This window comes from Neobacillus drentensis, assembly GCF_036962765.1.
GTDB lineage: Bacteria > Bacillota > Bacilli > Bacillales > Cytobacillaceae > Neobacillus > Neobacillus drentensis_C.
Window position 1 is genome coordinate 30,951 of sequence record NZ_JBALOS010000008.1, and the last position, 20,052, is coordinate 51,002.

A 20,052-nucleotide genomic window follows, 5' to 3' on the forward strand; every position below is an offset into this window, starting at 1 on the left:
ATTCTTTAGAATTTTTACGTGGAGAGCGAAGTACACTAGCCGTTGGGCGCTGGAGCTGGATTCAGAGAACTAGTTCCATGTTATCTACTAAATAATTAATAGTTTCCTATACAGTATAAAAAAATAAACCATCGTTTGATGGTTTATAAGGATGGATCTTCTTCATGGAGCATTTCCAAAATCCGTTCTAGATCCTCTTTGGAGAAGAACTCAATTTCAATTTTCCCTTTATTCTTGTTCTGTTTAATATTGACCGTTGTCCCAAACCGTTCGCGCAAGAAATGTTCCCGTTCCTTGATAAAGACATCTTTCTTCAGTTCCGGCTTTTTTGTTTCACGTGGAACACTTTCATTTAATTCTTGAATCCATTTTTCTAATTGACGAACATTTAGTCCTTCTTTAGTTACTTTCTCAACTAAACTTGGCAGCTTTTCTTTTTGACGAAGACCTAATAAGGCACGTCCATGTCCCATCGATATTTTTCCGCCAGAAATTAATTCCTGAATTTTTGAAGGGAGGGAAAGCAGTCGGATATGGTTAGCGATATGCGGCCGGCTTTTGCCAAGACGTTTCGCAACCTCTTCTTGGGTCAGCTTTAACTTTTCCATTAACAAATGATAGGCTTGTCCCTCTTCAATCGGATTTAAATCTTCCCTTTGCAGGTTTTCAAGGACTGCTAATTCCATCATTTGCTGTTCTGATAGTGTACGGACTACAGCGGGAACTGTTTCAAGTTTTGCCGCTTTCGCCGCACGGAACCGTCGTTCACCTACAACAATTTCATAGCCGCGAATACTTTGTCTAACCACGAGCGGCTGTAAGATGCCATGCTCGATGATGGACTCTTTCAATTCATCGATTGTCTCTTGTTGGAAGGTTTTACGAGGCTGGTACGGATTGGGACGCAATTGGTTCAATTTGATTTCCTGAACTAACTCCTCTTTACTAGCATCCGCAAAAAATGCATTAAGGCCTTTTCCTAAACCTTTAGCCATTCGAGACCACTTCCTTCGCTAAATCTAAATACACCTCAGCGCCACGGGATCTTGCATCATAAGTAATAATCGGTTCTCCATGGCTTGGAGCTTCGCTAAGACGCACATTCCTTGGAATAATGGTTTTATAAACTTTATCTTGAAAATATTTTTTCACTTCTTCAATGACTTGAATACCAAGATTGGTTCGTGCGTCCAGCATGGTTAATAAAACGCCTTCAATTTTCAAGTCCTGATTCAAATGCTTTTGGACAAGTCTGACCGTACTTAGTAGTTGACTTAAACCTTCCAACGCATAGTATTCGCATTGAACAGGGATTAAAACGGAATCAGAAGCTGTTAAGGCATTAAGGGTTAATAAACCTAATGACGGCGGACAATCAATAATAATATAATCAAATTGCTCTCTTACTTCTTCGAGCGCACGTTTCAATCGAACTTCCCTTGAAATAGTCGGTACCAATTCAATTTCCGCACCGGCCAGCTGAATGGTTGCCGGAATCGCATACAAATTTTCCACCGATGTAGGTTTAATCACATTCTTTGCTTCCACATCATCTACTAAAACATCATATATGCATTGGTCAACTTCTGCCTTTTCAATACCAATCCCGCTGGTTGCGTTTCCCTGAGGATCCGTGTCTACAAGCAGGACACGTTTTCCAATATATGCTAAGCAGGCACCTAGGTTGACAGAGGTAGTCGTTTTACCGACTCCGCCTTTTTGATTCGCGATTGCAAGAATTTTGCCCACGATGTCACCTACCCTTTTATTCTCTCAAAGTATTATTCTGTTATTCTATTAAATTTTATAAAAATAATGTTCATTTGGCTAATTTAATCTGAATGATGGGAAAGAAAATTTCCATTCCTTTATTTTATCATGAAACAGATCTGTTTTTGGATTTTTTCTTAAAATATTCAACTGTCTCATTCCTGAAATGTCTCTAAATAAGCCAAGAGAAGCACACCTTATCCAAACATTACCATTTTAATCTAACCTTTATCAACTAAAGGTTCATTTGAACGTGATTGTTGATTTCCGCTCCAATCAACATAGCGGCATTATCAACAACAGGCTTTAACAGAGCACAAATAAAAAGAACCAAACATGTTGAATGTTTGGTTCTTTTATCTATTGGTCTATTGATCTGTTACTTTTTCTTTGGTATGCGGATTGTAAATTGGTAGAATTCGTCAAATTCTTCTTCTTCAGCATCGAGATTAATTCCGCTGTCCGTTACCATCGTTAATGATTGGCGAATCGTATTTACGGCGATTCTCATATCTTTACTGAAAGCTTTCCGTTTCGGTTTAGGCTTTTCATTTTTTTGTTCAAGCAGTTTGACGACACGTTCTTCGGTTTGCTTGACGTTAAAGTTCTTTTCAATAATTTCCGCTAACAGGATCACTTGTTTTTCCGGATCCTTTAGAGGGATAAGTGCACGTGCATGGCGCTCTGTAATAATTTTCGTTAATAATGCCTCTTGAATCGGCTGCGGTAATTTAAGAAGGCGAAGTTTGTTGGCCACAGTTGACTGCCCTTTCCCAAGGCGTTGTGCTAGTGCTTCTTGGGTCAAGTTATGCAATTCCAACAATTTTCCATAGGCCATCGCTTCTTCAATTGGGGACAGCTCTTCCCGTTGTAAATTCTCAATCAAAGCAACAGAGGCCGTTTCTGTATCCGATAAATTTTTAATAATCGCCGGCGCTTCCGTCCAACCTAGCTTTTTCATCGCCCGAAAACGGCGTTCCCCTGCAATAATTTCAAATTGCCCAGTCGCAAATTCTCGTACGACGATCGGTTGAATAATACCATGTATGTGAATCGTTCGCGCTAATTCTTCGATTTTCTCATCATCAAAAACTGTCCGAGGCTGAAAACGGTTTGGAACTATATGATCAATTGGTATTTTATTAATTTCCTCATTTTTTTCCGTAATTATCTCTTTTTCCAGTTCAACCTCTTGTTCTCCCTTATCGCCGAGGCCAAAAAAGCGTGTAAATGATTGTTTCATCCCCAACACCACCTTTACGAAACTCCCTATTACTTATTCTCTACATAGATAAATTCTTCCTGCCTAGAATAACATGTTTGTTGAAAAATTGTTAGTTTCCCTAAACTGTTTTTGTTATGGCTGTTTTCGCTTAGATTGTTGTTTTTCGTTATAAGCCCATCATCCCGTATTCCTAGAAGCTTCATGGCAGCTTATCTTAAGTACATGGTCAAAAATGTCCTAGTTACCCATATAAATGACCATTATTATGCTCTAAAACAACAAAGTTTACGAAAAGAGCCTTCTTATTCAATCGGTGTCTTTCCTGGTGTCCCAGGCTTACGCGGATATTTCTTTGGTGTTTGCTTTTCCTTTTTAATGATGAGAATATTTCGTTCGCTTTCTTCCATTGGCAGCGTAAAAGTAAACATTTCCACTACCTTTCCGCCAAGAGTGGTAATGGCCTTTTGTCCCATCCCTAACTCATCCTTGGCATGGGCAGCTTTCATGGCAATAAAGTGACCGCCTACTTTCACGAGTGGTAAACAAAGCTCACTTAACACAGACATTCTTGCTACTGCCCTTGCCGTAACGACATCGAAGTTCTCTCGATACTGGGTATTTACCCCAAAGGTTTCCGCACGATCATGAATAAAATGAACATTTTCTAATTTTAAAACCTTAGCAAGATGATTTAAAAAGGAAATGCGCTTGTTTAATGAATCAACAATCGTCACCTCAATATGAGGATAAACAATTTTTAATGGGATACTCGGAAACCCTGCACCCGCCCCAACATCACAAAGATGAAAAGGCTTTGTAAAATCAAAATAGAACGCAGCGGTAATCGAATCATAAAAATGCTTTAAATATACTTCAGCCTTATCCGTAATGGCTGTCAGATTCATTTTTTCATTCCACTCAACCAATGTCTCAAAATACTTTTCAAATTGATCGAGCTGTTCACTTGAAAGGGAAATTCCTTTCTCCCGTAAATTTGCTTCAAATTGTTCGATGATCATTCCGTAATCTTCCTCACATAATTATTCATTCGAAACCCTTGCGATCTTCCCCTGTTCAAGGTACACAAGCAAGATGGAAATATCGGCTGGATTTACACCTGAAATCCTGGATGCTTGGGCAATGGATAGTGGTTTAACAAGCTTCAATTTCTGTCTAGCTTCTGTCGCCAATCCTGAGACGGCATCATAATCAATATTCTCAGGGATTTTCTTATCTTCCATTTTCTTTAATCGTTCGACCTGCTGCAGGGACTTTGTAATATATCCCTCATATTTTAATTGAATTTCCACCTGTTCTTTCACTTCTTCATCTAAAGCAACCTCACTAGGGAAAATGGTTTCCAGCTGATGATACGACATCTCTGGTCTTTTTAATAAATCGGAGGCACGGATTCCATCCTTTAATTCACTGCCGCCGATGCTTCTAATCATTTCTTGAACCTCTTCTGTCGGTTTCAGGAACGTAGACTCTAAGCGATGCTTTTCAGATTCAACCGCTTCTTTTTTAGACAAGAACGTTGCATAACGGTCGTCACGAATCAGCCCGATTTGATGACCAATTTCAGTTAAGCGTAAATCGGCATTATCATGACGTAATAGCAAACGGTACTCTGCCCGTGATGTTAATAAACGATAAGGTTCATTCGTCCCTTTTGTAATCAAATCATCAATTAACACTCCAATATAGGCATCGGAACGACTTAAGACTAACTGGTCGCGCCCAAGTGCATTTAAACCTGCATTGATCCCGGCCATTAAGCCTTGACCTGCAGCTTCTTCATAGCCCGATGTCCCATTAATTTGCCCGGCAGTATATAAATTTTTAACAACCTTTGTTTCAAGTGTAGGCCATAGCTGTGTAGGCACAATTGCATCATATTCAATTGCATAGCCCGAACGCATCATTTGCACATTTTCTAGTCCCGAAATGGACTTTAGAATCCGCTGCTGCACATCTTCTGGTAAGCTGGTTGACAGCCCCTGCACATAAACTTCCTGCGTATGCCTGCCTTCAGGCTCAAGGAAAATTTGATGACGCGGCTTGTCATTAAAGCGGACCACTTTATCCTCAATCGAAGGGCAATAACGCGGACCTGTCCCCTTGATCATTCCAGAAAACATCGGTGAGCGGTGAAGGTTCTCATCAATGATTTGATGGGTTGCTTCGTTTGTATAAGTTAACCAGCATGGGAGCTGGTCAGTAATATATTTCGTTGTTTCATAAGAAAACGCCCTTGGAGTATCGTCACCAGGTTGAATTTCTGTTTTACTGTAATCAATCGTATTACTATTGACACGCGGCGGTGTTCCCGTTTTAAAGCGAACCAGGTCAAAGCCTAGTGCTTCAAGATGTTCCGATAATTTAATGGATGGCTGTTGATTATTCGGACCACTCGAATACTTCAAGTCACCAATAATAATTTCGCCACGTAAGAAAGTACCCGTAGTAATAACGACGGTTTTTGAACGATAAACCGCTCCCGTTTTGGTAATGACGCCCGTACATACGCCATCCTCAACGATTAATTGTTCGACCATCCCTTGGATTAAGGTCATGTTTTCTTCTTCTTCAATCGTTTTTTTCATTTCATGCTGATAGGCAAATTTATCGGCCTGTGCCCGTAACGCCCGCACTGCCGGCCCTTTACCGGTGTTCAGCATTCTCATCTGGATATAGGTTTTATCAATATTCCGACCCATTTCGCCGCCAAGAGCATCAATTTCCCGGACAACAATTCCCTTAGCTGGACCTCCAACTGATGGATTACATGGCATAAAGGCAACCATATCGAGGTTAATGGTAATCATTAATGTTTTTGCGCCAATTCTCGCGGCAGCAAGGCCTGCTTCACAGCCGGCATGTCCTGCCCCAATGACAATAACGTCATAATTTCCTGCTTCGTATTGCATGTTGTTCCTCCTTTTCCGTATGCTACGGAAACATTGCGTTTTACTTTCATTAATGTCTAGCTTCTGCGCTTAAGGGCTCGGGGGCATAAGCCCCTGTGCGCTAAGGATAGCTCCAGCGCGAATAATCGTCGCAGGAACAAACAGTGCTGGTTCCGAAGGCGCTTTTAGCTTTTCTATTTATTTCCCTAAACAAAATTGTGAGAATAATTGATCGATCAGGCTTTCATGGACGCTTTCACCAATGATTTCGCCAAGCAATTCCCATGTTCGGGTTAAATCGATTTGAATAATATCAATTGGAGTACCCATTTCTACTCCCTCAATCGCTTCTTCAATCGAATGCAGGCTTTGGCTTAATAAGCCGATATGGCGGCTGTTTGAAACATACGTCATATCACCAGCATCAATCGAACCTGCAAAAAATAACGAGGCGATCGCTTCCTCTAACTCATCGACACCACGATCTTCAAGCAGGGAGGTGGTGACAACCTTATGCTCTTTCGCTAACGCTTTTACCTTGTCAAACTCAATTTTTTGCTCCAAGTCTGTTTTATTAACGATAACGATAACATCCATGTCTTTAACCACTTCAAACAGCTTTTCATCTTCTGAGCTCAGGTGTTCTGCATTATTTAAAACCAGCAAAATCAGATCTGCCTCTTGTAACACTTGACGGGAGCGTTCAACCCCAATTCGTTCGACAATATCCTCAGTTTCTCGGATCCCAGCTGTGTCCAAGAGCCGCAGCGGCACACCGCGAACGTTCACGTATTCTTCAATGACATCCCTTGTTGTGCCAGGAATATCGGTTACGATTGCTTTATTTTCATGAACAAGGCTGTTTAAAAGCGAAGATTTCCCTACATTTGGGCGGCCAACAATAGCTGTCGACAATCCTTCTCGTAAAATTTTCCCTTGTTCCGACGTTTGTAACAGTTTTTTAATCTCTTCCCGAACAAAATGGGCTTTTTCTGACAACATTTTATGCGTCATTTCTTCGACATCGTCATATTCAGGATAATCAATATTGACCTCGACATGGGCAAGGATTTCTAAAATTTCCTGCCTAAGTCTTTGAATCAACTTTGATAAGCGCCCTTCCATTTGCCCTAACGCTACATTCATAGCACGATCTGTTTTTGCTCTGATTAAATCCATTACCGCTTCCGCTTGCGATAAATCAATCCGTCCATTTAAAAATGCTCTTTTTGTAAATTCTCCTGGCTCCGCCAGTCTCGCTCCATTCGTCAGTACCAACTGGAGCACTCGATTTACAGAAACAATCCCGCCATGGCAGTTTATTTCAACAACATCTTCTTTTGTAAAAGTTTTCGGCCCCTTCATCACGGATAACATTACTTCTTCAACCACTTGCTGTGATTTCGGATCAAGCAAATGTCCATAGTGAATCGTATGGGTTGCTGCTTCCGTCAGCCTCTTCCCCCCGATACTTCTAAATAGCTTGTCTGCAATCGGAATTGCCTCATCGCCACTCAATCGGACAATCGCAATTGCACCTTCTCCCATCGGAGTCGATATGGCCGCAATCGTATCATATTCCATTTCCTTCACCTCACACTAAAAACTGTTCATCTATATAAAAAATGATTTTTTTCTCCAAAACACTAGAATACCACAACATGTTCTTGTTAAAAAGCAAACCATCTTCCTACCGAACTATCCACAGTTCACTTTTATCTCATTATTATTTTAACTTATCCACATGTGAATAACAATAAAACGAAAAACGAGAAAAGATTAATGTTATCAACAACTTCTTTTTTCGACATTTTTTGCGAGAGAGCACAAAAAAAAGACATTCTACCATTCGATAGGATGTCTTTTATACAGATTTCATTATCTTTTCGCTGGAGAAATCACCATATAGCGATGTGGTTCCGATCCATCAGAAAATGTCTTAACACGTTTGTTATCGGATAAAGCAGCATGAATAACTTTACGCTCATAAGAAGGCATTGGTTCTAACGTTACATCTTTTCCAGACTTAACCGCCTTTTGGGCAAGTCGATGTGCTAATTGAACAAGCGTTTCATTTCTTCTTTTCCGGTAATCTTCAGCGTCTAAAATCACGGTTAAATACTGATTCGAAAAACGATTAAGGACTAATTGGGTCAAATATTGGAGCGAATTTAACGTTTGCCCTCTTTTTCCAATCAATAAGGCGATCTTTTCTCCAGTCATAATGAAGTGAACATGTTTCCCCTCACGCTTGATTTCTATTTCCGCTGGAGCACCCATTTGTTCACTTACCTGAGTAAGAAATTTCTTTGCTTCCTCAATTGGGTCAATGATGACAGTTACTTTGACCACTGCGGGACGGGAACCAAAAATACCGAAAATCCCTTTTTTACCTTCATCAATAATATCAATATCTGTGCGGTCTTTGCTGATTTGTAATTGAGCTAAAGCTGATTTTACTGCTTCTTCGACAGTTTGTCCTGTAGCAGTTACCTGTTTCACTTTTTTGCTCCTCCCGCATTACCGGATGATTTTGCCGTTTTCAGATCCGGTCCTTTAATAAAATACGTTTGTACAATCATAAAAATATTTCCGACTACCCAATACAAGGAAAGAGCAGCAGGGAAATTAAAGGCGAACACAACGATCATGATTGGCATCATCCAAAGCATCATCGCCATTTGCGGGTTCTGCTCTTGACCAGCCATCATCAATTTTTGCTGAATAAAGGTGGTGATACCAGCAATAATTGGCAAAATATAATATGGATCTTTATCTCCTAGGTCAAACCAGAGGAAATTATCAGATGCAATTTCCCTTGTTCGTGAGATTGCATGATAAAAACCAATTAAAATTGGCATTTGCACGATTAATGGAAAACAACCAGCCATTGGATTGACGCCATGCTTTGAAAACAATGCCATTGTTTCCTGTTGCAATTTTTGCTGAGTTTTTTGATCTTTCGAACTATATTTTTCACGAAGTGCCTTCATTTCTGGCTGCAAGGCTTGCATCGCTTTCGAACTTCTTGTCTGCTTGATCATCAGCGGCAAAATCACAAGGCGAATGAGAATGGTTACGACAATAATCGATAACCCAAAGCTGCCCCCAAGGATATGCGCCCCTTCTTTAATCAACCAGGATAATGGATAAACAATGTACTCATTCCAAAAGCCCGTACTCTCCGAAGTAATTGGTTTTTTTATTTCACTACATCCTGTCAGCAGGATAAAGACAGAAAGTAAGCCAACTACTAGTAATATTCGTCTTTTCAACCAAAATTTCCTCCTTACAATAAAGATAGTGAAACCACTCTATGTATTATTTTTTTGTAGACTGTTTTCGTATAGATTGTTGTTTTTCGAATAGGTTCATCAACCCTTATTCCTATATGCATCGTAGCATTTTTCGTATAGAACATTGGCAAATATGCCCTTGTAACTTAGTAAAATTACTCCAAAATGAACAAAGTTTACGAAAAAAGCCTTTTTATAAGATTTCAAAGGTATTTTAACACTTACGCAAAGGAATTGTCTGCAATGTGATGAAATTTTCAGGCGAATTCCTTCGCATTTATGTCCTTACCGTCACTTTTTTAAAACTTTCCCGACCTTAAGGACATGGGTCAAACTTTTTTTCACCTCAAAGACATCCATTTCCGATGCAGGTTTCCTGGCAATGATGACATAGTCATTCCCTTTCGCCAATTGTTCGTTCAGCTCAAAAATAGATTGTCTTACATAACGTTTGATCCTATTCCTCGTGACAGCATTTCCGATCTTCTTACTAACAGACAGGCCGATCCGAAAATAATCTTGTCCCTCTTTTGCTAAGGAATAGACGACAAACTGCCGGTTGGCAAAGGACTGACCTTTTTGAAATGCTGCTTGGAATTCTTTATTTTTTTTAATGCGTAGCTCTTTTTTCATAAAAAAACACCCTCAGTCGGATTAGAAAAAAGACCACTGACTTTTCAGTGGTCTATGCTGATAATACTTTTCTTCCCTTTAAACGACGGCGAGCTAGAACCTTACGGCCATTAGCTGAGGCCATACGACTACGGAAACCGTGGACTTTACTGTGTTTACGTTTATTTGGTTGATATGTTCTTTTCATATATGACACCTCCCTAAAGGATGCTATCAAGTTTAAATGACAGTCTTACTCATTATAATGACCTCACCATAAAATTGTCAACTGTTCTTCGATATTGTCCCCATTTCCAATTTTTATTGAACATGAATTAGCTAATTTCCAGAAATTCTATCCTTATAGGATCAATTCCAATAGTAACTGAAAAGAATTCATTTTTTTACCCTAGGTCCTATAAATCGACAGTCGTGATTTTTGCAAAATCCACTCCCTTTACACGGACAGCTCGTCAGCCACCTGGCTGTGGATATTTTTTCGACATTTTTTTTGGTATCCACACAAGATATTGACAGGTTTTGCACAAAACATCTACTTGTGGACAAATATTGTGCACATATTGTTGTCGTTGTGGATAAACTACGAAAAGGCATTGCGTCTCAAGCAATTATTTGATATTATATTTGTGTTTTCACTCTGAATAACTTTATCCACACGAATACGTTATCCACAAATTGTGGATATCATGTGGATAGCTTATCCTAGGGTGTTGTAAAAAGTTGTCCACAAGAAGTGGATATTGTCGAAACTCCACTTTACTTCCTTATTATTTATTATCCACATTCACTATTTCGTATATTTATAAATTAATAGGTTGTACTGCCAGTATAAACATCATTTCACAACGGAAAATGACCCAGTGGGATGGGTTTACCTCCGTCCTAAACTATTTATTGGAGTAAGACAGGTATTACTGCACGTGTGCTAGTTTTCATACATGTTTTTTATTAACGCAAAAAAGGAGGGATATTATTTGGAAAATATTGCGGATCTTTGGCATGCTGCACTAGCCAATATAGAGAAAAAGATTAGCAAACCAAGCTTTGACACTTGGCTTAAGTCAACCAAGGCCCATTCCCTTCAAGGTGATTTGCTGATCATAACGGCTCCCAATGAGTTTGCTCGTGATTGGCTGGAAGAACGGTATTCGCAGTTAATCTCCGGCATTCTTTATGAGATTACCGGGGAAGAGCTTTCTGTTAAGTTTATTATTCCGCAAAATCAAAAAGATGCAGAAAATGAAGTGCAATTACCTCCCAAAAAGGTAAAAAAAGATGATGACCATGGGGAATTTCCTCAAGGTATTTTAAATCAAAAATATACCTTCGATACCTTTGTTATTGGCTCGGGCAACCGGTTTGCCCATGCAGCATCACTCGCTGTAGCTGAAGCACCTGCAAAAGCATACAATCCCCTCTTTATCTATGGAGGAGTAGGATTAGGAAAAACGCACTTAATGCATGCGATTGGCCATTATGTTTTAGATCATAATCCTGCGGCGAAAGTCGTTTATTTATCGTCTGAAAAATTTACAAACGAATTTATTAATTCGATTCGTGACAATAAAGCAGAGAATTTCCGAAACAAATATCGAAATGTCGACATTTTACTTATAGATGATATTCAATTCTTAGCTGGAAAAGAATCAACCCAGGAAGAATTTTTTCATACGTTTAATGCACTGCATGAGGAAAGTAAACAAATCATTATCTCGAGTGACCGGCCGCCACGCGAAATTCCAACGCTGGAGGACAGGCTTCGTTCGCGGTTTGAATGGGGATTAATTACGGATATTACTCCACCTGATTTAGAAACAAGGATTGCCATCCTTAGAAAGAAGGCAAAGGCAGAAGGTCTTGATATTCCTAACGAAGTCATGCTCTATATTGCCAATCAAATTGACTCCAACATCCGTGAACTCGAAGGTGCGCTAATCCGCGTGGTTGCTTACTCTTCTTTAATTAATAAAGATATCAATGCCGATTTAGCTGCTGAAGCATTAAAGGATATTATCCCTAGTTCGAAGCCAAAGGTGATCACCATCTTGGATATTCAGAAGACAGTTGGGGAACTCTTTAGTGTAAAACTAGAGGATTTTAAGGCTAAAAAACGGACAAAGTCGCTCGCATTTCCTAGACAAATTGCGATGTACTTATCACGTGAATTGACGGATTATTCTTTGCCAAAAATAGGAGAAGAGTTTGGCGGGCGTGATCATACGACTGTGATTCATGCCCATGAAAAGATTTCTAAACTTCTTCAAACCGATGCCCAGCTGCAAAGACAAATGAAAGAACTACATGAACTTTTGAAAGTCTAACCATAAGTGAATTATGTGAATAACTTCTCTGTATTTACACACAGTCTGTCCACATGTGGATAGGCTGTGTTTCCGTTGAAAAAAACGAGTTATCCACATACTAACAGGCCCTACTAGTACTTCTTCTATTTTTTTTAAAAAATATATTATGTTATTGCTATAAAAAATATGCTTAAAACGGAGGATTACATGCGATGAAATTTATCATCCAACGAGATCGATTAGTTCAGAGTGTTCAAGATGTTATGAAGGCTGTTACAAGCAGAACCACCATTCCAATCTTAACGGGAATCAAAATCACTGCTACAGCAGAAGGAGTTACCTTAACAGGAAGTGATTCAGATATTTCCATTGAATCGTTTATTCCAAATGAGGATGCTGGGGATGAAATTATTGAAATCAAACAAGCTGGATCCATTGTCCTTCAAGCAAAAGTCTTTAGTGAAATTGTCAAAAAACTGCCGACAGATTCAGTAGAAATTGAAGTATTAGGCTCACTTCAAACCGTCATTCGCTCAGGAAAATCTGAATTTAACTTAATCGGTCTTGATGCAGAAGAATATCCTCACCTGCCACAGATAGAAGAAAATAATAAATTTCATATCGCCACGGATTTATTAAAAGCGATGATTAGACAAACGCATTTTGCAGTGTCCACCTCAGAAACACGTCCCATCTTGACAGGTGTAAACTGGCGTGTTGAAAATGGGGAATTAAACTGTATTGCAACAGATAGTCATCGTCTCGCATTAAGAAAGGCGAAAATCGAAACGACTAATAACGAAAATTATAATGTGGTCATTCCCGGAAAAAGCTTAAATGAGCTAAGTAAAATTATAGATGACAGCAATGAACACATTGATATTGTTATCACTGAAAATCAAATTTTATTTAAAGCGAAGCACTTATTATTTTTCTCAAGATTGTTAGAAGGAAATTATCCAGATACATCGAGATTAATCCCGAGTGAAAGTAAGACCGATGTGACCGTTAATACCAAGGAATTTTTACATGCGATTGATCGTGCCTCGCTATTAGCAAGAGAAGGGAGAAATAATGTAGTTAAGCTTTCAACGATTGAAGGCGGGCTTATTGAAATTTCTTCAAATACACCAGAGGTTGGGAAAGTAGTCGAAGAGATTCAAAGCGAAGCGATTGAAGGGGAAGAATTAAAGATTTCCTTTAGTGCGAAATTTATGATGGATGCCCTAAAAGCACTAGAAGGTACAGATATCAGGGTAAGTTTTACTGGAGCAATGCGTCCTTTCGTCATCCGTCCGCTTCATGATGAAACAATCTTGCAATTAATCTTACCAGTACGAACATACTAATTTCATACAAGTAAAAACTCAATGCCACCAACCAAAGGTGGCTTTCTTTTAGTTTCCTTTGTAACTCTGGCGATTATTTAGTAAAATAAAGTATTGAGACCATTTTAGAAACGAGGGTGACGATTTGCCTGAAAAAATTAAGCTTGATACAGAATTTATTACATTAGGCCAATTCCTAAAACTAGCTGATGTAATTCAAACTGGCGGAATGGCGAAATGGTTTTTGAGTGAACATGAGATATTTATTAATGGCGAACAAGATCAAAGAAGAGGAAGAAAGCTGCGCTCCGGTGACCAAATCAGAATTCCTGGCTTTGGAGAGTTTGTTATTACCGAATAGCAAGGATAAAGGATGCGTTTCCTATGTATATCGAAAAATTAGCGCTCACCGATTATCGAAATTACGAAGAATTGTTCGTAGAATTTGAAAATAAAGTAAATGTGATCTTGGGAGAAAATGCTCAAGGGAAAACAAATGTGATGGAATCCATTTATGTTTTAGCAATGGCTAAATCACATCGTACTTCTAGTGACAAAGAACTTATTCGCTGGGACCAAGAATATGCTAAAATAGAGGGTAGGGTAAAAAAACAACACAGTTCGCTTCCGTTGCAATTAATTATTTCAAAAAAAGGTAAAAAGGCGAAATGCAATCATATTGAGCAGCAAAAACTTAGTCAATATGTAGGCAATATGAATGTGGTGATGTTTGCCCCAGAGGACCTTAATTTAGTAAAAGGCAGCCCGCAAGTCCGCAGACGATTTATAGATATGGAAATTGGACAGGTTTCACCAATTTATTTACATGATATGAGTCAATATCAAAAAATACTACAACAGCGCAATCATTATTTAAAAATGCTGCAGATAAAAAAACAAACCGATCAAACGATGCTGGAGATTCTTACGGAACAATTTATTGCCATGGCTGTGAAAATTGTCACAAAACGGTTTGAATTCCTGCGTCTCCTTCAAAATTGGGCAAAACCCATTCATCAAGGAATTTCTAGAGGTTTGGAAACACTCGAAATTACCTATAAACCGTCGGTAGAGGTATTAGAAGAGCAAGATTTGTCGAAGATGATAGCATGCTTTGAAGAAAAATTCAGCAAGGTTAGAACGAGGGAAATTGAACGAGGAACTACCTTATTCGGTCCCCATCGGGATGATCTCATTTTTACTGTCAACGGTAGAGATGTGCAAACATTTGGTTCACAAGGACAGCAGCGGACCACCGCATTATCCTTGAAACTTGCTGAAATTGAATTAATTTATGCTGAGATTGGAGAATATCCAATTTTACTATTAGACGATGTTTTATCGGAATTAGACGATTACCGGCAGTCTCACTTGCTTAATACAATCCAGGGGAAGGTCCAGACTTTTGTGACAACCACAAGTGTCGAAGGTATTGATCATCAAACATTAAGGGAAGCCTCAACATTTATCGTTGAAGCAGGAAGGATAAAGAAAGTTAATTGAGGTGAACCCATGTATATCCATATCGGGGAAGATATCAATATTAGAGCTAGAGACATTATTTCTATCTTGGATAAGGAGAGTGTAAATAACTCGCCGCTAGTCGAAGAATTCCTCGAGGCACGTAAGGAAAAAGTAATTAATCTATCCAAAAACCCCTTTAAATCAGTCATTGTTACATATGACAATGTTTACTTATCCCCGATTTCTTCTGGAACTTTAAAGAAACGTTCAAATCAAATGAGTTTACATGAATTTTAAAGTACTACATGTTTAATTGATAATAGATATATTTTTGTCAGAAGGTGCAGGTGAACAAGCATGACTTTGGATCAAAAAGCAGTGGAACAATCATATGGCGCAGATCAAATACAGGTTCTAGAAGGACTTGAAGCTGTTCGAAAAAGACCTGGTATGTATATTGGGTCAACTAGTGGTAAAGGGCTTCATCATCTTGTTTGGGAGATAGTTGATAACAGTATTGATGAGGCGTTGGCAGGTTTCTGTAATGAAATCAATGTCATTATTGAAGAAGACAATAGTATTACCGTTAAGGATAATGGACGTGGAATTCCGGTTGATATTCAAGAAAAGATGGGTAGACCAGCTGTTGAAGTCATAATGACAGTTCTTCATGCCGGCGGTAAATTCGGCGGCGGAGGCTATAAAGTTTCTGGAGGACTACATGGTGTTGGTGCATCAGTCGTAAATGCCCTGTCCACAGAACTTGAGGTCTATGTCCACCGTGACGGTAAAATTCACTCGATTAAATTTGAACGTGGTGCGGTAGTTCAAGAATTAGAGGTCATTGGAACAACTGATGTTACGGGTACCGTTACACACTTTAAACCCGATGGTGAAATTTTCACGGAAACATTGGTTTATGAATTTGACATTCTGGCTACTCGCCTTCGGGAACTCGCCTTCCTAAATAGAGGAATAAAAATCACGATTGAAGATATGCGGGTTGAAAATAAACGTAATGAATACTACTACGAGGGCGGAATTAAATCCTATGTCGAACATTTAAACCGCACTAAAGAAGTTATTCATGATGAACCAATCTATATGGAGGGTGAACGTGACGGGATTAGTGTCGAAGTTGCCCTCCAATATAACGAAGGGTATACAGATAACATTTACTCTTTCGCAAATAATATCCACACCTATGAAGGTGGAACGCACGAATCAGGCTTTAAAACAGCTTTAACAAGAGTCATAAATGATTATGCTAGAAAAAATGGCCTAATCAAAGAGAATGATACCAATCTATCTGGTGAGGATGTACGTGAAGGTATCACGGCAATCGTCTCCATCAAACACCCTGATCCGCAATTTGAAGGGCAAACGAAGACAAAGTTGGGAAATTCCGAAGTCAGAGCGATCACGGATACCGTTTTTGCCAGTACATTTGATAAGTTTTTATTAGAAAACCCGACTGTGGCTAGAAAAATAGTCGATAAAGGCTTGATGGCAGCACGAGCAAGGCTGGCTGCTAAGAAAGCAAGGGAATTAACACGCCGTAAAAGTGCGTTAGAGGTTTCTAGTTTACCTGGTAAATTAGCGGACTGTTCTTCTAAAGATCCTTCTGAAAGTGAAATTTATATCGTTGAGGGTGACTCTGCCGGCGGTTCTGCGAAGCAAGGACGCGACCGTCATTTCCAAGCCATTCTGCCGTTAAAAGGGAAAATCCTTAACGTTGAAAAGGCCCGTCTTGATAAAATTCTTTCTAACAATGAAGTTAGAGCAATGATTACAGCAATTGGAACTGGAATCGGCGAAGAATTTGATATATCTAAGGCTCGTTATCATAAGGTTGTCATCATGACAGATGCCGACGTCGATGGTGCACATATTCGAACGCTTATTTTAACGTTCTTTTATCGTTATATGAGGCAGCTATTAGAAGCGGGCTATATTTATATTGCTCAGCCGCCGTTATACAAAGTCCAACAAGGCAAACGAGTGGAGTATGCCTATGATGACAAAGAACTTGACCGAATCTTTGCTGAACTGCCAAGTACACCTAAGCCGAATATTCAGCGTTATAAAGGTTTGGGAGAGATGAATCCTGAACAGTTATGGGAAACAACAATGGACCCTGCCATTAGAAGTATGCTTCAGGTGAATCTTGATGATGCTATCGAAGCAGATGAAACCTTTGAAATGCTAATGGGTGAAAAGGTAGAACCTCGCCGAAACTTCATCGAGGCAAATGCGCAGTACGTAAAGAATTTAGATATATAAAAAGTATTGGAAGGAGGTACTAAAGGTGGCTGATACACCAAATTCTCAAATAAAAGATATTAATATAAGTCAAGAGATGAAAACGTCCTTTCTCGACTATGCGATGAGCGTTATCGTTTCTCGTGCCCTTCCGGATGTTCGGGATGGATTAAAACCGGTACATCGTCGTATTCTATATGCTATGCATGATCTTGGAATGCATTCAGACAAACCCTATAAAAAATCAGCCCGTATCGTTGGAGATGTAATCGGTAAATATCACCCGCACGGGGATTCTGCTGTTTATGAAACAATGGTACGGATGGCGCAGGATTTTAATTATCGTTATATGCTCGTTGATGGTCATGGGAATTTCGGTTCTGTCGATGGTGACGGAGCTGCTGCCATGCGTTATACAGAATCGCGAATGTCGAAAATCTCGATGGAGTTATTGCGAGATATAAACAAAGATACGATTGATTATCAAGATAACTATGATGGTGAGGAAAGGGAACCAGTCGTCCTACCGGCACGATTCCCTAACCTTTTAGTAAACGGAACAACAGGAATTGCTGTAGGAATGGCGACTAATATCCCACCCCACCAATTGGGAGAAGTCATTGACGGAGTGCTAGCACTAAGTCGTGACCCTGAGATTTCTATCCAAGAGCTCATGGAAATTATCCCTGGGCCAGACTTCCCCACCGGCGGAATCATCTTGGGCCGGAGCGGTATTCGTAAAGCATACGAAACAGGCAGAGGATCAATCACTGTCCGTGCAAAAGTTGAAATAGAACAAAAAGCCAATGGTAAAGAAACGATCATTGTTAAAGAATTACCATACCAAGTAAATAAAGCAAAATTAGTTGAAAAAATTGCTGAATTAGCTCGCGATAAAAAAGTTGAAGGCATTACCGACTTAAGAGATGAATCCGACCGTAAAGGAATGCGGGTTGTTATTGAAGTTCGTAAAGATGCAAATGCCAACGTCCTTTTAAATAATTTATATAAACATACAGCGCTACAAACAAGTTTCGGGATTAACACGCTTGCTCTAGTTAATGGACATCCAAAGGTATTGACCCTTAAACAATGTTTAGTCCATTACTTGGATCATCAAAAAGTGGTTATCCGCCGCAGAACAGAGTTTGAACTCCGTAAAGCAGAAGCTCGTGCACATATCTTAGAGGGTTTAAGAATTGCTTTAGACCACCTGGATGAAGTGATTAATTTAATTCGTAGTTCACAAACGACTGACATCGCCCGTGAAGGCTTGATGACTACTTTTAACCTTTCTGAAAAGCAAGCTCAAGCTATCCTCGATATGCGTTTACAGCGTTTAACAGGTTTGGAAAGAGAAAAGATTGAAGAAGAATATCAAAATCTAGTGAAGTTGATTGCTGAATTAAAGGCTATTTTAGCTGATGAGGAAAAGGTTCTTGAAATTATCCGTGAAGAATTGACGGAGATTAAAGAGCGCTTCAATGATAAACGCCGGACAGAAATTGTAACAGGCGGAATTGAAAACATTGAAGATGAAGATCTAATCCCACGTGAAAATATTGTCATTTCCTTGACACACAATGGGTATGTTAAGAGACTTCCAGTTTCCACTTATCGTGCGCAACGACGTGGTGGCCGTGGAATCCAAGGAATGGGAACAAATGAGGATGATTTTGTTGAACACTTAATAACGACTTCAACTCACGATACCATCCTATTCTTTACCAACAAAGGTAAGGTTTATCGTTCAAAAGGATATGAAATTCCAGAATTCAGCCGGACGGCGAAAGGGATTCCAATTATTAACCTTCTTGGTATTGAAAAAGGAGAATGGGTCAACGCCATTATTCCGGTTGAGGAATTTGTGGATGACTGGTTCTTGTTCTTTACAACTAAAGAGGGAGTCTCAAAACGATCTCCATTAACATCGTTTGCCCATATCCGCAACAATGGTTTAATCGCCTTAAGTTTGCGGGAGGGAGATGAACTAATCTCTGCTCGCTTAACGGATGGCAGCAAAGATATGATTATTGGTACCAAAAAAGGTATGCTCATTCGTTTCCCGGAAACGGATGTTCGATCAATGGGACGAACAGCCACAGGTGTAAAAGGTATTTCGTTAGATAGTGATGATGAAGTGGTTGGAATGGAAGTTTTAGAGGAGGACAATGATGTCCTCATTGTTACTAAAAATGGTTATGGAAAACGGACAACTGCATCTGAATACCGTATCCAAGGAAGAGGCGGAAAAGGGATCAAAACCTGCCACGTAACTGAGAAAAATGGCGAACTTGTTTCGATGCGTGCTGTTACAGGCGATGAGGATCTTATGCTCATTACTACGGGCGGTGTCCTAATCCGGATGGATGTAGGCGGTATTTCTAAAATGGGCCGAAACACACAAGGTGTGAAACTCATAAGCATGAAGGAAAGCGAAGATGAATTTGTAGCTACTGTAGCTAAGGTTGAAAAAGAAGAGGATGAAGAAAACCTCGACAATCATTCATCCGATGCGGAGGAAAATGCTTTAGAAGATCATGATTCTGATGTGATTTCTGCTGAGGATGAAGAATAAATAATGGGGGGAGCACACGTGGTGTGTTCCCCTTTCTGTTCACTTCTAATCGCTGTTAATACGAATCTTATAGGAATAAAATCTATTTATCATCGGCATAGTAAAAAAAGAGCAGAAAAATGGTTGACTTTCATTTATACAGATGATATATTTATTAAGTCGCTTACGGGCGATAGAGAAATTGTTCTTTGAAAACTAAACAAACAAAATCGTGCAAACAAACAATAAATTTTAGCTTCAATTAAGAAGCTAAGCCAACGTAACAAAATGAGCTAATCAACTTT

At 39.4% G+C, this 20,052-nt stretch carries 17 protein-coding genes; 7 read left to right on the top strand and 10 right to left on the bottom strand.

The features are described 5' to 3' along the window. Nucleotides 1-143 precede the first annotated feature (143 nt). The 10 genes from V7137_RS02015 to rpmH all read right to left on the bottom strand — a co-directional run bounded on the left by V7137_RS02015 (nt 144) and on the right by rpmH (nt 10,020). A complete protein-coding gene (locus V7137_RS02015; protein WP_335696522.1) occupies nt 144-995 on the bottom strand; it encodes a ParB/RepB/Spo0J family partition protein in 852 nt (283 codons plus the stop codon). Beyond that, entirely contained in the window at nt 988-1,749 is a 762-nt protein-coding gene (locus V7137_RS02020; RefSeq protein WP_335696523.1) for a ParA family protein, read from the bottom strand. The genes V7137_RS02015 and V7137_RS02020 overlap by 8 nt, the downstream gene beginning before the upstream one ends. Nucleotides 1,750-2,149: 400 nt before the next feature. Beyond that, on the bottom strand, nt 2,150-3,013 hold the full coding sequence (gene noc / locus V7137_RS02025) for a nucleoid occlusion protein (RefSeq protein WP_335696524.1): 864 nt from the start codon (nt 3,011-3,013) through the stop codon (nt 2,150-2,152). Between the two features lie 284 nt (nt 3,014-3,297). Beyond that, entirely contained in the window at nt 3,298-4,014 is a 717-nt protein-coding gene (rsmG, locus tag V7137_RS02030) for a 16S rRNA (guanine(527)-N(7))-methyltransferase RsmG (protein ID WP_335696525.1), read from the bottom strand. A gap of 21 nt (nt 4,015-4,035) precedes the next feature. Next, nucleotides 4,036-5,925, bottom strand: a complete 1,890-nt coding sequence (gene mnmG, locus V7137_RS02035; RefSeq protein WP_335696526.1) for a tRNA uridine-5-carboxymethylaminomethyl(34) synthesis enzyme MnmG — start codon at nt 5,923-5,925, stop codon at nt 4,036-4,038. A gap of 177 nt (nt 5,926-6,102) precedes the next feature. Continuing rightward, entirely contained in the window at nt 6,103-7,488 is a 1,386-nt protein-coding gene (gene mnmE, locus V7137_RS02040; RefSeq protein WP_335696527.1) for a tRNA uridine-5-carboxymethylaminomethyl(34) synthesis GTPase MnmE, read from the bottom strand. Between the two features lie 294 nt (nt 7,489-7,782). Further along, nucleotides 7,783-8,406 carry an RNA-binding cell elongation regulator Jag/EloR gene (gene jag, locus V7137_RS02045; protein WP_335696528.1) on the bottom strand — a complete coding sequence of 208 codons (624 nt, stop codon included), beginning with the start codon at nt 8,404-8,406 and terminating at the stop codon, nt 7,783-7,785. Continuing rightward, nucleotides 8,403-9,179, bottom strand: coding sequence for a YidC family membrane integrase SpoIIIJ (spoIIIJ, locus tag V7137_RS02050; protein ID WP_335696529.1), 777 nt, complete (start codon nt 9,177-9,179; stop codon nt 8,403-8,405). Before spoIIIJ ends, jag begins: the two co-directional genes overlap by 4 nt. A gap of 312 nt (nt 9,180-9,491) precedes the next feature. Next, the gene (rnpA, locus tag V7137_RS02055; RefSeq protein ID WP_335696530.1) at nt 9,492-9,833 is read right to left on the bottom strand and encodes a ribonuclease P protein component; all 342 of its coding nucleotides are present in this window, start codon (nt 9,831-9,833) and stop codon (nt 9,492-9,494) included. Nucleotides 9,834-9,885: 52 nt separating this feature from the next. Further along, entirely contained in the window at nt 9,886-10,020 is a 135-nt protein-coding gene (gene rpmH / locus V7137_RS02060; RefSeq protein WP_218346873.1) for a 50S ribosomal protein L34, read from the bottom strand. 787 nt (nt 10,021-10,807) lie between these two features. Here rpmH and dnaA point away from each other — a divergent pair. The 7 genes from dnaA to gyrA all read left to right on the top strand — a co-directional run bounded on the left by dnaA (nt 10,808) and on the right by gyrA (nt 19,768). Continuing rightward, a complete protein-coding gene (gene dnaA, locus V7137_RS02065; protein ID WP_335696531.1) occupies nt 10,808-12,154 on the top strand; it encodes a chromosomal replication initiator protein DnaA in 1,347 nt (448 codons plus the stop codon). Between the two features lie 194 nt (nt 12,155-12,348). After that, on the top strand, nt 12,349-13,485 hold the full coding sequence (dnaN, locus tag V7137_RS02070) for a DNA polymerase III subunit beta (RefSeq protein WP_335696532.1): 1,137 nt from the start codon (nt 12,349-12,351) through the stop codon (nt 13,483-13,485). A gap of 124 nt (nt 13,486-13,609) precedes the next feature. Continuing rightward, a complete protein-coding gene (gene yaaA / locus V7137_RS02075; RefSeq protein WP_218346870.1) occupies nt 13,610-13,825 on the top strand; it encodes a S4 domain-containing protein YaaA in 216 nt (71 codons plus the stop codon). Nucleotides 13,826-13,848: 23 nt separating this feature from the next. Beyond that, on the top strand, nt 13,849-14,967 hold the full coding sequence (gene recF / locus V7137_RS02080) for a DNA replication/repair protein RecF (RefSeq protein ID WP_218346869.1): 1,119 nt from the start codon (nt 13,849-13,851) through the stop codon (nt 14,965-14,967). 9 nt (nt 14,968-14,976) lie between these two features. Then, on the top strand, nt 14,977-15,225 hold the full coding sequence (remB, locus tag V7137_RS02085) for an extracellular matrix regulator RemB (protein WP_335696533.1): 249 nt from the start codon (nt 14,977-14,979) through the stop codon (nt 15,223-15,225). A 60-nt stretch (nt 15,226-15,285) separates the two neighbouring features. Beyond that, nucleotides 15,286-17,211: a DNA topoisomerase (ATP-hydrolyzing) subunit B gene (gene gyrB, locus V7137_RS02090; RefSeq protein ID WP_335696534.1), complete on the top strand. Its 1,926-nt coding sequence runs from the start codon at nt 15,286-15,288 to the stop codon at nt 17,209-17,211. A 76-nt stretch (nt 17,212-17,287) separates the two neighbouring features. Beyond that, the gene (gyrA, locus tag V7137_RS02095; protein WP_420490075.1) at nt 17,288-19,768 is read left to right on the top strand and encodes a DNA gyrase subunit A; all 2,481 of its coding nucleotides are present in this window, start codon (nt 17,288-17,290) and stop codon (nt 19,766-19,768) included. The last annotated feature ends 284 nt before the right edge of the window (nt 19,769-20,052 follow it).